Raw genomic sequence first — 14285 nt, 5'->3', positions numbered from 1 at the left:
TTAGGCTCCCTCTATGGCTACAAACTGGGTAGGTGCTGCTTTTTTGTGTTGGTCTACTTTGCTGTCTATCAGACGTTTAAGGCCAATTAATAAACCAAGCACAATAAAACCGCCCGGAGGAAGCAAAGAAAGCAATAAACCTGAATCAAGCTCGACAATGGTTAATTCTAGCCAACTAAAGCTGGGGCCAAGCAAAAGAGAGGCATGGGCAAATAAGGTTCCGCTGCCCAGTATTTCACGAATGCCACCGAGCACTACTAAGGCCCAAGTAAAACCTAAACCCATACCTAGCGCATCGATCACGGCGGCAAGAGGGCCATGTTTCATGGCAAAGCTTTCTGTTCGCCCAAGAATCGCACAATTTGTAACAATCAGCGCAATAAATAAACCCAGCACTTTATAAAGTTCGTGCAGCCACGCGTTAAAGACAAAATCAACTAAGGTAACGGTCGCAGCAATGATGGCTATCATCACAGGATTGCGAATTTGGGCTGGAATAAAGTCTCGCAAACACGCAACAAATAAATTTGCTACTAATAAGACCAACATGGTCGCCAAGCCCATTCCCAAACCATTAGTTGCCGAGGTGGTTACCGCCATAACAGGGCACAGACCAAGTAATTGCACTAAAGCGATATTGTTTTCCCACAGGCCTAAATTAAAGTAATCACGCAGGCGCTCTGGCGGCGCAGCTTCAACACTGGGGCATCCATTACACGAAGCACTCATAAGGTTTGCTCCTGACTTAAGGCGAGATCTTGTTCAACTTGTTGATGGCCATGTTCACTCATGCCTTTGCTTATTCCTTTACCCTGATCCTGCCTACTCTTTATATCTTTTGAAAGTAATTCACCTTGTTGGCGCTGATAAAAAACTAAGCTTTGATATACTCTTCTGACAATGGCTCTTGGGGTGATGGTAGCACCAGTAAACTGATCAAATTTACCGCCATCTTTTTTCACAGCCCACAGCTCCTTGCTGGTTTTCTTAAGGGATTCACCATTAAAACTTAAGATCCAATCACTTTTACTCAGTTCGATCTTATCGGCAAGACCAGGGGTTTCTTTGTGTTTTAGGGTGCGTAAACCAATAATTTTACCCTGTACATCCATCGCAATTAATAAGCTCATCAATCCGCCATAACCCTGAGTGTTTATTTCAAAAACAAAAGCACTTAACTTTGAGTGTTTGCGAGCAATAAAAATTTCGACTGCATCTTCTGAAAACGCCACATCGTGAATTTTTAAAGATTCCTCTAAAGGTTGATTATCGTAAAGCTCAGAGGGCAGCACCTGTTCTAACAGTGCTTGCCTGTCTTCAGCGATACGCAAACTAATAAGCGGCGCCGTAAAATACTCAGCAAAGAGCAAGATAATCGCAATCAGTGCACAGAGCAGCCCCAAAGCTAAGCTTTGATAACTTATTTTCTCGCGCGCTTCGGCAATATTAAATAAGAGGCTAGTCATGATTTTGGCCTTTTAAGTTTTTGCGCTAATTCAAATGAGGCAAGATTGGGTAATGCTTCTTTGTTGGCTAATCGGCCATAAATACGCGGCCTTAGATAGCGCTCTATTAAGGGGTTAAAGGCATTCATAATAAGTACCGCGAATGCGACTGCCTCTGGAAAGCTGCCCCAATTTCGAATAATAAAAATAAGTAGCGCGCAACCTAAACCAAAGACAATACGTCCCAAAGAGGAGCTTGGTGATGACACTGGGTCTGTTGCAATAAAAAAAGCAGCCAGCACAACACCACCGCTAAAGAGGTGAAAACTTGCAGCTGCATAATGCTCGCCATCGAGGATATGGCTAAGCTGAGTGAAGACAAATAAACCCAGTAACATTGCTACTGGAATTTCCCAACTAATAATACGCTGCCACAGAAGATATACAGCGCCTAATAAAATAAGTAGCTCAGAACTTTCCCCCATACTGCCAGAGCTCCAGCCTATAAAGGCGTATAAAGGCTGATACAACTCTGCTAGGCCTTGCTCGACATTTTGGCCCATGCTCAGTGCGGTTTTTAAAGACCCCAAAGCGGTGGCGCCACTGTAGGCATCTATATTTGTGGCCGAAGAAAAACTAATTAAAAGCGCGCTGAAAAAATCGGGACTGCTTGATAAGACAATAGGCGTAGGCTCTACCCATGTTGTCATTTGCATAGGAAAGGTAATTAATAAGGCCGTACGCGCCAGCATAGCAGGGTTAAAAATATTTTGTCCAAGGCCACCATATAACTGCTTGCCAACGACAATCGCAAAAAAAGCGCCACCAACACCTAACCACCACGGCGCCCAAGGCGGTAGGGTTAGAGCCAGAATCCAGGCGCACAGCAAGGCAGAGCCATCCATAACTCTCACTAAAGGGTCTTTGCGCATATACAAACACAACGCTTCAAACAATAAAGCAGAGAGGCAAGTACAGAAAAATAAAAAGATGGCGGGCCAGCCAAATAAGTACAAAGAGAAAAGCGTACACGGTGTTAGAGCCAAACATACCTGCCACATATGCTTTCTTACACTGCTGCCCGAATGTGCGTAAGGACCGCAGTGCTTATCTAAGAGTTGGCTTGAACAATTAGCTTGGCTCACGAAATTAACTCCTGCTCTTTATGTTCTACCGCTGTTTGAGTAGTTTCTTGTGCTGTTTTTTGTTCTTGTGGCGCTTCTTGCAAGACAGCGGATTCCGAACCGCGCCTACGACTTGGCCTGCGTTTTTTGGACGCGCGTTTGGCCGCTTTCTCCGCGGTTTTACGCGCTTTTTCTTGCTCTAAACGTTTTTGTTTGGCAAGACTCATAGTAACGGTGAGATCTAGTTTTTTAGCTGCTTCTCGCTTTTCTGCTTGTTTGTCTTTGGCGTAACGAAAATACTGTACTAAAGGTAAGTGCGAGGGGCATACATAGGAGCAAGACCCACAAAGTATGCAATCTGCCAATCCATAATCAACCGCTGCTTCAGCATTTTCAGCTTTGATTAAGGCGGCCATATCTAAAGGCATTAACCCCATGGGGCATACATCAACACAGCTTGCGCAGCGTATACACGGTGAAGCCTGATCCTGCTGCACTTCACTTTTACTTAATGCAAGAACACCTGTAGCGCCTTTAATGATCGGAACGGCTGTTGATGTCAACGCGATACCCATCATCGGCCCACCAAGTAATAAACGAGCAGGCTCTTCTGTTAAGCCTCCACAAGCCTTAAATAACTCTTCAATTGGAGTGCCGACCAAGGCTTCAATGTTTTTGGGGCGACTAACACAACCTCCGGCAACAGTGACGATACGAGAGATTAAAGGCCGGCCTTGAGTTAGAGCTTGAAAGATGGCATAGACCGTTCCCACGTTGTGCACTAAGACGCCCACCGAAGTACTACGAGCACCAGCGGGTACTTCACGCCCAGTTATTTCTTGAATTAATTGTTTGGCAGAGCCCATAGGGTAACGAGTGGGAACAACTTCGACTTCGACCATACCGTAGGCTTCTGCGGCAGCTTTCATTGCAGCAATAGCTTCGTGTTTATTATCTTCGATTGCGATCACTACCCTAAAGGCTTTGAGGATGTGGCGAATCAAACGCGCGCCCTCAATAATATCCTCAGCTTTTTCGCGCATTAGCCTATCGTCACAACTGAGGTAGGGCTCACATTCGCTGCCATTGACTAATAGTGTTTTAATTTCGTGTTTGGCGCCCTGCTTTAATTTCACTGCCGCAGGGAAAATAGCTCCGCCCATACCAACAATGCCTGCTTCAGCAACTCGATTAGCCAAAACCATCGCATCTTCTTGAAAAGCATCACTCGCTTCTGCTTTTGGTAACCACTGATCTTGGCCATCAGTTTCGATCACAATGGCCGGAGCATTAAAGCCCGAAGGGTGAGCTGCACAAACGTCAGTTATGGCCACCACCGTACCTGAACTAGAAGCGTGTACCGGCGCCGATAACTCCGATGGTGCCAGTGCAATTAACTGGCCTTTTAACACCCTTTCTCCTACTTTAACGATAGGGATCGCTGCCGCTCCTGCGTGCTGCAATAAAGGTAAAAACAATTTAGGCGGAATAGGCGCAGCACTAACATGCAAAGCTGAAGAGCGAGCTTTGTTAGCAGATGGGTGAACACCGCCTTGTACAGGCGCAAGTTTTAACAGGCCTCTAAACATACTTATAGCCCTCCTAATTCAGGTTTGGGCCAGCGCCAGTTATTAATACCAGCAGCTTCTTCTTCAAGTGTGATGCAGTTTTCTGGGCAGCTATCTAAGCACTGTTTGCAACCACTACAAGCTTCGCTTAAAACCACATGTATTTGGCCTGTCGCACCAACAATGGCATCCGTTGGGCAGGCTTTTAAACAGCGGGTGCACCCCACACAAATTTCTTCATTAATTTGGGCAAGTTTGGGGGCGGATAAATCACCGGCTTCACTTGGGTCCACCCCCATTAACGCGGCGAGTTCATCTAATAATGCTCGGCCTCCGGGTGGGCAAAAATTTATGCCGACTTCGCCCTCTACTAAAGAATTAGCCGCATCGCTGCAACCAAGATAACCACATTGACCACACTGACTTTGGGGCAGTAAGGCCACAATTTCTTTAACTAAAGGATTGCCTTCCTCTACGGCAAAATATTTACCAGCTACTGCTAACAACAAGCCCAAAATGGCCCCGAGGCTAGTGATGGCGAGTACAGCAACGATCATAGTTAACCCTCCCTTAACTGACGTGGACCAAGCCACCAAAGCCCAAAAAACTCATAGCAAGTAAACCCGCACTCACTAAAGCAATGGGTGCCCCTTGCATAGAGGCAGGCACATTAGCAAGTTGTAGGCGCTCTCTCATACCCGCAAACATAACCATGACCAAACAAAAACCGAGAGCCGAGCCAAAACCAAAAACAAGCGCTTCTAAAAAACTTTGCTGATCTCTAACGCTGATCAGGGGTACACCGAGTACTGCACAATTAGTCGTAATAAGAGGTAGGTAAATACCTAGGGAACGATATAGAGGCGGACTGAATTTTCGGATAAGTGTTTCTGTAAACTGCACTAGAGCAGCAATGACTAAGATATAAGCGAGGATGCGTAAAAAACCAATGCCAAGTGGCGCCAATACATAGGTTTCCATCAACCACGAAGCCGCGCAGGCAAAGCTCATTACAAAGGTGGTTGCGGCACTCATGCCTATGGATGTGCTGAGTTTGCTGGATACCCCCATAAAGGGACACAAACCTAAAAAACGCACCAGAACGACGTTATTTACCAGCGCTGCACCAATAAGCAAACTTAAATAGTCCACAAGTTATTCCCCGCAACTTCTACAAAACAGTGACTTGTTACTTGTGTAAACCTAAGTGCAGCAACTGTGCCAGCCACCTTGCAGTGAAGCTGTTAGACAGGCAAAAATTAAAGGCAATAGATCATCGATAAATAAATTTGATCTGCCTTAATTTTTTTAAAAATACCACAACTTAATTGACATTTATTCTCATTTAAATCTTGTAATAAAGATTACAAAACGTCGGTTTTGTTTGTGGCTGTTTATGTATTAAAAGCTACAAACAACAGCTTTGTCAGCTTTCAAGCAAAGAAGCGACAAGGACCTTATCCGTCGGCATAATTATTGCTCTTATCCAATCGATAAAGAATTTAATCTGAAAATAAAAAAGATAGATTTAGAGCTCCACCTAAAAGCAGCAACGGGTACTTTTATGAAAAACATGCAGAAACAATATCCAAGCGATGACAGACTATTAAGCATAAAACAGGAAACTGATAAGCAAGCAGCTCCCTGCTCCCAAGCTCAGACCTGCAAGAGCACCCTGCTCAATTGCGATGCTTTTTATCAAGCTGTTGAACACGCCCCGATTGCTATTTCAATTACCGATCTCAATGCCAACATCCTCTATGCCAATCGTAGCTTTAATAAAGTAACTGGTTATGAAAGTAATGAAGTGATTGGAAAAAATGAAAGTATGCTTTCTAACCACACAACTCCGCGTATCGCTTATCAGGCCCTGTGGCAAAACTTAAATAACAAACGCCCTTGGTCGGGGTTATTGGTCAATAAACGCAAAGATGACTCACTCTATCTGGCTGAAGTGAATGTTGCCCCCGTGCTTGATAAAAATGAAGAGGCTATTTATTACCTAGGCATGCACCGTGATTCAAGTGAGCTGCATGAACTTGAGCAGCGCGTAACCAATCTAGGTGAAATGGTTTCAACAGTAATTAATCGCTCCCCTATCGCCACCACTCTGATTGATGCAAATAACAATATCGTGTTAATGAACCCGATGTTTCAGCAGTTAATGACGGATCTGGCACCTAGAAAAAGCCAAGATGAAGCCAAAGCTTTATTGTTTAAAATACTGGGCCATGACTTTGTACAGCTAAAAAACCAGGGGTTAGAATTTCACAACCGTGAGATCTGTTTAGATGAAGGCGGTGATTTTCCTCGTTATTTTGTCTGTGATGGCACCGCCGTGAATTTGGAGAACGAAGAGGCCCACAACTTTTTTAATCAGCATGATGACACACATATCTTACTGACCATTAATGACATCAGTGAACTCAAGCGCCGACAAGAGGATTCCCGTTTAAATGCCCTTAAAGCCTTGGTTGCTGAAGAAGAAGTCGTGCACGCAACCCGCGAAGCATTTAACGGCGCTGTGCACAGTTTACAAGGGCCGGTAAACTTAATTAATGCGGCCATGCGTATGCTGGAACGCCGCGCCGAGTACCTTGAACAAGGCGACCCACTAATAGGAGCCTTACAAGAAGCCGGTAAAGCAGGTGAAGCAGCTCTTGAAACATTAATGAGCTCGACTCCTGCCGCCCAGCAACAGAGATCTACACAACTTAATTTAAATGAAGTAATTCGCAATGTGATTAAATTAAGCACGGCTAAACTATTAGGCGCAGGCATTGTGGTCGACTGGCAACCCGAGCTGCATTTACCTCAAGTACTTGGCCCCGAAGGTAAGATTGTTAGTGCTTTTTGTAAGCTCGTCGATAACGCCATCGATTCACTGGCTGATGCTGACCTCGACAAACGTGAATTGAGCCTGCGCACCATCGCAAAAAATAATGTGGTCCGTGTAGAGATTACCGATAGCGGCGCAGGCATTCCTAAATCCTTACGCTACAAAGTATTTGAACCCTTTTTTAGCACCAAGGTCGGCGGTAAAAAAGCCACAGGCATGGGGCTTTCTATGGTGCAAGAAACCGTACTTGATTTAGCCGGTACGGTCAGTGTCGATACCAGTTACCACGGTGGCTGCTGCATGGTAGTCGAGCTGCCCCACCTAAACAGTAGTTATGCCACCGAACACGGTTCAACTTCAACTAAAGCCACCTCGACTAACAGCACAGCACACTCCTCTTCTCCCAGCCCCAGCAGTCACGGGACAAGCTCATGATGATGACAACAAGACACTCTGTATTAAGCTCCAGCCCCAACAACACTCGTATTACTTTATTAGAAAAAGAAACGCTGGCCTTAAATCGTATTAGCCAGATTGTTTGCCACTCAGAAAATATTGAAACCACTTTTGCCGAAGTTTTAGAAGTTTTGCATACGGTGGCCGAGCTACACTACGGTTTCATTTCTATTTCCGACGCCGAGCACAGCGCAGTGCAATTAACAGCTATTTATACCGGCGAGAACAACAATCTTAAGCCAGGCACAGTAAAATACCGAAGCGGTGAAGGCATTATCGGCCGAATTTTAAGCCACGGCCGCCCCATCGTATTAGGTCGTATTAGCTCGGAACCTAATTTTCTCGACCGCCTAGCTATCTACGACTACGAACTGCCCTTTATCGCCGTACCGATTGAAAATAGCGAAGGTAAAACCATTGGTGTACTCGCAGCACAACCGAGTACACCTGCAGACGATTTCCTCAGTGAGCGCTTGCGCTTTATGGAAACAGTCGCCCATATGATTTCACAAACCGTGCGCCTAGTAATTAACCGTGAACTCGGTGAGGAGATTGCCTCTGAGCGCGATGAGTTACGCCGTGAAGTACGCGGTCAATTTGGTTTTGAAAAACTGGTCATAGGTAGTACCTCGTCAATGCGCCGTGTCTTTGACCAAGTAAGGCGAGTTGCCAAATGGGACAGTACCGTATTAGTACTTGGGGAATCGGGTACAGGTAAAGAGCTTATTTCCACCGCAATTCACTACAACTCACCTCGCGCTAAACAAGCTTATGTGCGTTTAAATTGTGCCGCCCTGCCTGAAACACTATTAGAGTCAGAGCTATTTGGCCATGAAAAAGGCGCCTTTACCGGTGCAATTAAACAGCGTAAAGGCCGCTTTGAACAGGCTGATGGTGGCACTTTATTTTTAGATGAAATCGGTGAGATATCGCCCATGTTTCAGGCCAAGCTCTTGCGCATTTTACAAGAAGGCGAATTTGAGCGTGTTGGTGGAAGCCAAACCATTAAAGTGGATTTACGTATCGTTGCGGCAACAAATAAAAACCTTGAAGCCGAAGTTGAAAAAGGCAAATTTCGAGAAGATTTATACTATCGCCTAAATGTGATGCCCATTCAGATTCCGCCTTTGCGTGAACGACGTGCCGATATTCCACAGTTAGCTGAATTCTTATTGGGCAAAGTAGCCGAAAAACAAAAACGAGAACTGCGTTTAACCAACAGCGCAGTGCGAATTTTAATGAGCTATCACTGGCCCGGTAATGTGCGTGAATTAGAAAACTGTCTTGAGCGCGCTGCAGTGATGAGCGAAGATGGCTGCGTCGATAGCGACGTAATTTCCTTAAGCGGTGTGCAAGTTGTTCCACCACCTGTGCGCAACGATTTTGAATTAAATCCTACCGACCTTGAAGACGATAACCTCGACGAACGCGAAAAAGTGATTGCGGCCCTCGAACAAGCAGGCTGGGTGCAAGCCAAGGCGGCCCGCTTACTCGGCATGACTGCACGACAAATTGCCTACCGTATTCAAACCTTAAATATCAATGTAAGAAAGATTTAGACTACACAAGTGAGAACGGAGCTCTAGTTCTCACTTGTGTAAGGCTTCTTACAATTGTTTCCTGAAAGCCTGTCAACTCAGCTACAAAAAGCCCAATAAAACCAATAAAAACTCAATATAAACAACAACTTATTAAAAGGCATAGGGATTGCAATCACTTATATCATTAACCGTTGTAACAAGTGAATGCCATGGACTTAACTATTATCGCCCGCTCTTCTGACAGCCCACCTGCTGATCAATGCCCTTCAACAAGCTGCCCAAGTTCCGCCACAAGCAGCAGCGATATTCCCGAGCACATTCAAAAGAAAATAGAAAATCATCCCTGTTATAGCGAGCAAGCTCACCAAAAGTTCGCACGTATGCATTTGGCCGTTGCACCAGCTTGTAATATTCAGTGTAACTACTGCAACCGTAAATACGATTGTTCAAATGAGAGCCGGCCAGGTGTTGTCTCGGAAATACTGACACCAGCTCAAGGTCTTAAAAAAGTGAAGGCCGTCGCTGCTGAGATCCCTCAACTCAGTGTACTTGGTATTGCTGGGCCCGGTGACGCCCTTGCTAATGCCAAACGCACCTTTGAAACCTTTCGCCTACTAACAGAACAACAACCCGAACTGAAACTGTGTTTATCAACCAATGGCTTGATGCTACCCAGCCTAATTGACGAACTTTGTGAATTTAATATCGATCATGTGACAATTACCATCAATTGTCTTGATCCAGCTATAGGTGCCAAGATTTATCCGTGGATATATTGGAATCATCGCCGTATACGAGGCGAGAAGGCCGCCAAGATATTAATTGCGCAACAACTCAAAGGCCTAAGCCTACTCAGCGAACGCGGAGTATTGGTTAAAGTAAATACAGTGTTAATACCAGGTATTAATGACCAACACCTAGGTGAGCTAAGTCAAGAAATCAAAAAGCGCGGCGCCTTTTTGCATAATTTAATGCCGCTGATTGCTGAAAAAGAACACGGTTCCTATTTTGGTGTTATGGGCCATGCCAGCCCAACCGCAGCAGAGCTAGAGCAGGCGCAAGCTACCTGCGGCATGGATATGAAGTTAATGCGACACTGCCGCCAGTGCCGCGCCGATGCCGTAGGCATGTTAGATGAAGACAGAGGTGCAGAGTTCAGCCTAGCCAAGCTCGAACAACAAGAGCAACAACACATATCGACAGAGGCCACATACAAGGCCACGCCGGAGCGCCATACGGCAAACCAGAATCACACCAGCTTGACCAGCTCAGCCCCCTTAATTGCAGTGGCGAGTAAAGGATCTCATTTGGTCGATCAACATTTTGGCCATGCCAAGGAATTTTTAATATATCGCGCTGGCCCACAGAGTGTGAACTTTGTAGGCCGGCGTTCAATCGAGGCTTATTGCTCGGGCACAGAGCACTGTGATGAACGCGAACAGCTACTTGAACAAGCCATACAAAGCCTTGAAGGTTGTGCCGCTGTTCTCTGCGCAAAAATTGGTTTTGGCCCTTGGCAAAAACTAGAAGCCGCCGGTATCAAACCGAGCAGCGATTTCGCTATGGACACGATCGACGAGGCACTTATGGCTATGAGTAGGCAGCTAGAAGACGCCGTTCAGGCAGAGCCTACCCATCAACTCGCTTAATAAAGCAGGAGTTCGGTTTATGGCAGTAAAAATTGTAGACGCGTGTGTCAGTTGTTGGGGCTGTTTAGATGTGTGCCCAAGCCAGGCCATCTATGAAGGCGACCAGCAAATGATGGTCAGGGCTGATAAATGCACCGAATGTGTGGGTGATTATGCCGACCCTCAATGTGCCAGTGTCTGCCCTGTTGAGATGGCTATTCTCGATAGCTTTGGCATTGCGTTTAACCCTCCGGGCTCACTGACAGGTATCTATCCAGAAAAGCTGGCTATGGTCATGGAGCAGGATTAACAGACTTATGAACCAAGTAGCCAATTTAAACCAAAGAACAAGTGAGCTCAGTAGTAATAAGCTCAAACTGCTACGCCAAGTTGAAAACATAAGAATGCTACAAGGCATTATTAAGTCTCAAGCTCAGGGCTTAACTGGCTTAAGCTCCTGCTTAGGCTTACAGAAAGAGCAAAAGCTGCAACTCTTAAATTTTTGCCATTTAAACTACAAGCACGCACCACCTGCGCTTAAAAAAAACGACGACTTATTACTCGAACTCAAAGAGCTTAGAAAGCAAGAAGCACAAGACCTAAACCAGTTACTTATAAGCGCCCGTAACGGTGAGCATGAAGTGGAGCTGTGGCTGGCTCAGATTATAAGCTTAGCCAGCTTAGGCAGTGCCCATTTATGGCGAGCCCTAGGCTTACAAAGCCGTAGCGACTTAAAACTACTACTACTCAATAACTTTCACAGTCTCGCGACTAAAAACAACAAGAACATGCGTTGGAAAAAGTTCTTTTATAAACAGCTCTGTGAACAAGGCGGCCACTATGTATGCCGTTCACCCAGCTGCGAAAGCTGTACAAGTTATAACGAGTGTTTTGCTGAAGAGCTATAAGGGGCAATCAAGACGGCTCAAAAAAATTCAAGCATAAGATTTTCATTGCACAAACAAAAAAGGCCCAAGCTTTCGCTTGGGCCTTTTTATATATGGCGCACTCGGAAGGATTCGAACCTTCGACCGCTCGGTTCGTAGCCGAGTACTCTATCCAGCTGAGCTACGAGTGCGTTACTCTCCGACATGTGCTGACCTCGTCAGAGGGCGCGTATAATAGGTATAGAGCACTTTAGAGTCAACACTTATTTTAAGTTTTTTTCATTTGCGCTAAAAAGCGCTAGCAATCCCCATGCAGCGGCCTAATATGTAGTAAAATCAATGCATTAGAGCGCTGATCAAATAGCGATCAATACGCCGAAAACAAGACCAACAAGGAGTTGCGCTTGAAAACCAAACTTGCCCCCCTACACAAGAACAAAAATATTGCCTTAGTTGCTCATGACAATATGAAACCTGTACTTAACGAGTGGGCCACAAAGAATCGCGAAGAGCTTAGTACCCACGCGCTATATGCTACAGGTACCACAGGTTATGCTCTGGAAAAAGCACTGGGCCTCAAGGTACATAAGTACATTAGCGGCCCACTCGGTGGTGACCAGCAAATTGGCGCAAAAATTTCTGAAGGCGATATTGATGTTCTAATCTTTTTCTGGGACCCGTTTGAACCCATGCCTCACGACCCTGATGTCAAGGCCTTGTTACGCCTTGCAGCCGCATGGAATATCCCCGTAGCTTGTAATCCAGCATCAGCGGACTTTGTCATCACATCGCCGCTTATCTCTTCCACCTATGAGCGCCACATTCCAGATTACGATCTTTATATCAAAGAACGTACAGCAGACTAAGCCCGGTGATTTGAAGCTAGTGCGACTGGCCTAGCTTCAAATATTTGTACCCCAGCAGTCTAAGTTCGAGCAACAAATTTGCCACTCAAACTCACGTGAGAACCACGTACGGTACCCGAGAATAATGCTCCTAAATTGCTGAGCTGGCGTCCTTGTAAGCGGTTTTTATTGAGCTTTAATTGCCAATACTTCATCAAATAACTATTTGCTGACGCCGTCGCGCTATCTTCATCGTTGCCAAACTGAGGAGCAAAATAGCGCATACAATAGTCTTCACGATAATCCGCTCGCCCTAAGGCCGTCACGATTAAGGCTTTATTCGTGTAGCGACATAGCTGCTTTAAATTGGGTCTGAGATAACGAAGCTCTGCCGCACTTTCAATTTCAACAATAACGTAATGAGCAGCAACCTCAACACTGTCGAGTACCTGGTGGCGCAAGATCGCCTCCCACGGGCCAATACGCACACGTTTAGCCTGTAATGCGGCATTCACCTCCATACTCAAACCTTTAGCCGTCTTAAGCACACTTAGATCTTTATTGGGCAGATGAATCTTAAACTTAGGATTATTTTGCAACGGCTCTTGCTGCTCAAGCCTGGAATAAAGCATCCAAGCACAGGCCATCGCCCCAGAGCCACAAAAAAGAACTTCTTGGCCATGGTGAAAAATACGTGGGCTGATGTCAGTGCTGTTGATTTGCTCTTCGGGAATAACAACAACGATATCTGGACTAACTTCGCTGCTGTAATCTAGGTACTGTGCCTCGTCGATGGCTCCAGAGTTAATGATGACTCGATGAGGGCTGCCTTTGCAGCCCACACCTGAGAAAGCGCTTAGTAATTGGTACTCTATATCTTTCAATGTGTTCTCTGTCCTAGCTTGTCGCTAGCTAAGGCCTTTGCATAGTGTTCGCTGCTTACACTTAATCTGCACTTAAGAGAAAGATACTAAACATATCTCCATCGGCTAACCACTTCTCTTGAATTTGCCAACCGGCTTGCGCAGCTAAGTGCTGAAATTGCTCGGGCGTGTATTTATAGGAATTTTCTGTATGGATGCTCTCACCAGCATGCATTGAGAATGAGCGCCCTGCAACACTAAACTCTTGATAGCAGGTGCTGACAAGGTGCATCTCTATACAACCTTGCGAGGCATTATAAAACGCATAGTGCTCAAATTGGCGTAAATCGATATCTGAATCAAGTTCGTTATTTAAACGACGCAGCACATTTAAGTTAAAAGAGGCTGTGATACCACGTTGATCATTATAAGCCCGGTGCAAAATAGCGGGAGACTTTTTGGTATCCACACCAATTAATAGCTTGGCTTCAGCCCCCAAACTTTCACGTACACTTTTGAGAAACTGTACAGCATCTACCGCATCAAAATTACCGATGGTAGAACCCGGAAAAAATCCCATCTTTTTATGCTTGGTTGATGGCAACTGCCCCGGTGCACACATATCAGCAACATGAGGTTTGACTCTTACATCTGGAAATTCATGCCTTAGGGCACGAGCAGATTGATATAAATGCTCGCCACTTACATCTACCGGAATAAAACTTCGCACTTGCTTCATCTCTTTTAACAACGGACGAATTTTTATTAGAGAGCCGGCACCAAACTCAACGATGGTCAGGTCATCATCTAACAAACTGACAAGCTGCTTCGCGACCTCAGGCAACATTGTTAACTCGGTACGATAAGGGTAGTACTCAGCTAAAGCGCAAATATCATCAAAAAATTGAGAGCCTCGTTCATCGTAAAAATACTTAGGCGACAAGCGCTTTTTATTTTCCGACAAACCCTGCCATACATCCTGTAAAAACTCAGGATCTAGACTCTGACATTGTTCACATTTCGATCTATGCTTTTCTGCTTCCACATTGAGTTTTTCTACTGCTAGCCCCATAGTGCCTCCTGCTCTTA

General features: G+C 45.4%; 14 protein-coding genes and 1 tRNA gene. 6 read left to right on the top strand and 9 right to left on the bottom strand.

Annotation, left to right across the window (positions count from 1 at the left end; all coding sequences use genetic code 11):
• From AB1S55_RS10755 to rsxA, 6 genes are read right to left on the bottom strand one after another with little or no spacing between them, the layout of a single operon-like run.
• On the bottom strand, positions 1-729 hold the full coding sequence (locus AB1S55_RS10755; protein ID WP_370978121.1) for an electron transport complex subunit E: 729 nt from the start codon (positions 727-729) through the stop codon (positions 1-3).
• On the bottom strand, positions 726-1466 hold the full coding sequence (gene rsxG, locus AB1S55_RS10750; RefSeq protein WP_370978120.1) for an electron transport complex subunit RsxG: 741 nt from the start codon (positions 1464-1466) through the stop codon (positions 726-728). Before rsxG ends, AB1S55_RS10755 begins: the two co-directional genes overlap by 4 nt.
• On the bottom strand, positions 1463-2590 hold the full coding sequence (locus AB1S55_RS10745) for an RnfABCDGE type electron transport complex subunit D (protein WP_370978118.1): 1128 nt from the start codon (positions 2588-2590) through the stop codon (positions 1463-1465). The genes rsxG and AB1S55_RS10745 overlap by 4 nt, the downstream gene beginning before the upstream one ends.
• Positions 2587-4158, bottom strand: a complete 1572-nt coding sequence (rsxC, locus tag AB1S55_RS10740) for an electron transport complex subunit RsxC (RefSeq protein WP_370978117.1) — start codon at positions 4156-4158, stop codon at positions 2587-2589. The genes AB1S55_RS10745 and rsxC overlap by 4 nt, the downstream gene beginning before the upstream one ends.
• 2 nt (positions 4159-4160) lie before the next feature.
• Positions 4161-4694, bottom strand: coding sequence for an RnfABCDGE type electron transport complex subunit B (locus AB1S55_RS10735; protein ID WP_370978116.1), 534 nt, complete (start codon positions 4692-4694; stop codon positions 4161-4163).
• Positions 4695-4707: 13 nt separating this feature from the next.
• Positions 4708-5289, bottom strand: coding sequence for an electron transport complex subunit RsxA (gene rsxA / locus AB1S55_RS10730; RefSeq protein WP_370978114.1), 582 nt, complete (start codon positions 5287-5289; stop codon positions 4708-4710).
• Between the two features lie 412 nt (positions 5290-5701).
• On the opposite strand from rsxA, the gene nifL reads away from it, so the two are divergent.
• The 5 genes from nifL (at position 5702) to AB1S55_RS10705 (ending at position 11509) form a co-directional block, all read left to right on the top strand.
• On the top strand, positions 5702-7411 hold the full coding sequence (gene nifL / locus AB1S55_RS10725; RefSeq protein ID WP_370978113.1) for a nitrogen fixation negative regulator NifL: 1710 nt from the start codon (positions 5702-5704) through the stop codon (positions 7409-7411).
• Complete coding sequence (gene nifA / locus AB1S55_RS10720) at positions 7408-8991, top strand: nif-specific transcriptional activator NifA (protein WP_370978111.1); 1584 nt, start codon at positions 7408-7410, stop codon at positions 8989-8991. The genes nifL and nifA overlap by 4 nt, the downstream gene beginning before the upstream one ends.
• A 191-nt stretch (positions 8992-9182) precedes the next feature.
• Entirely contained in the window at positions 9183-10622 is a 1440-nt protein-coding gene (gene nifB / locus AB1S55_RS10715) for a nitrogenase cofactor biosynthesis protein NifB (RefSeq protein ID WP_370978110.1), read from the top strand.
• A gap of 19 nt (positions 10623-10641) precedes the next feature.
• Complete coding sequence (locus tag AB1S55_RS10710) at positions 10642-10911, top strand: 4Fe-4S dicluster domain-containing protein (protein WP_370978109.1); 270 nt, start codon at positions 10642-10644, stop codon at positions 10909-10911.
• Positions 10912-10918: 7 nt separating this feature from the next.
• The gene (locus AB1S55_RS10705) at positions 10919-11509 is read left to right on the top strand and encodes a nitrogen fixation protein NifQ (RefSeq protein ID WP_370978108.1); all 591 of its coding nucleotides are present in this window, start codon (positions 10919-10921) and stop codon (positions 11507-11509) included.
• A 93-nt stretch (positions 11510-11602) separates the two neighbouring features.
• Here the strand turns inward: AB1S55_RS10705 and AB1S55_RS10700 are convergent.
• Positions 11603-11679: transfer RNA gene (locus AB1S55_RS10700), tRNA-Arg, on the bottom strand.
• A gap of 213 nt (positions 11680-11892) precedes the next feature.
• Here AB1S55_RS10700 and AB1S55_RS10695 point away from each other — a divergent pair.
• Positions 11893-12354 carry a methylglyoxal synthase gene (locus AB1S55_RS10695; RefSeq protein ID WP_370978107.1) on the top strand — a complete coding sequence of 154 codons (462 nt, stop codon included), beginning with the start codon at positions 11893-11895 and terminating at the stop codon, positions 12352-12354.
• A gap of 59 nt (positions 12355-12413) precedes the next feature.
• Here AB1S55_RS10695 and AB1S55_RS10690 read toward each other — a convergent pair whose 3' ends face one another.
• Together AB1S55_RS10690 and egtD are read right to left on the bottom strand one after the other, a co-directional pair.
• Positions 12414-13217: a PhzF family phenazine biosynthesis protein gene (locus AB1S55_RS10690; protein ID WP_370978105.1), complete on the bottom strand. Its 804-nt coding sequence runs from the start codon at positions 13215-13217 to the stop codon at positions 12414-12416.
• A gap of 61 nt (positions 13218-13278) precedes the next feature.
• Positions 13279-14268: an L-histidine N(alpha)-methyltransferase gene (gene egtD / locus AB1S55_RS10685; protein ID WP_370978104.1), complete on the bottom strand. Its 990-nt coding sequence runs from the start codon at positions 14266-14268 to the stop codon at positions 13279-13281.
• Between the last annotated feature and the right edge of the window lie 17 nt (positions 14269-14285).

This window comes from Agaribacterium sp. ZY112 (genome assembly GCF_041346925.1).
GTDB lineage: Bacteria > Pseudomonadota > Gammaproteobacteria > Pseudomonadales > Cellvibrionaceae > Agaribacterium.
This window is presented reverse-complemented; position numbering and strand designations above follow the sequence as displayed.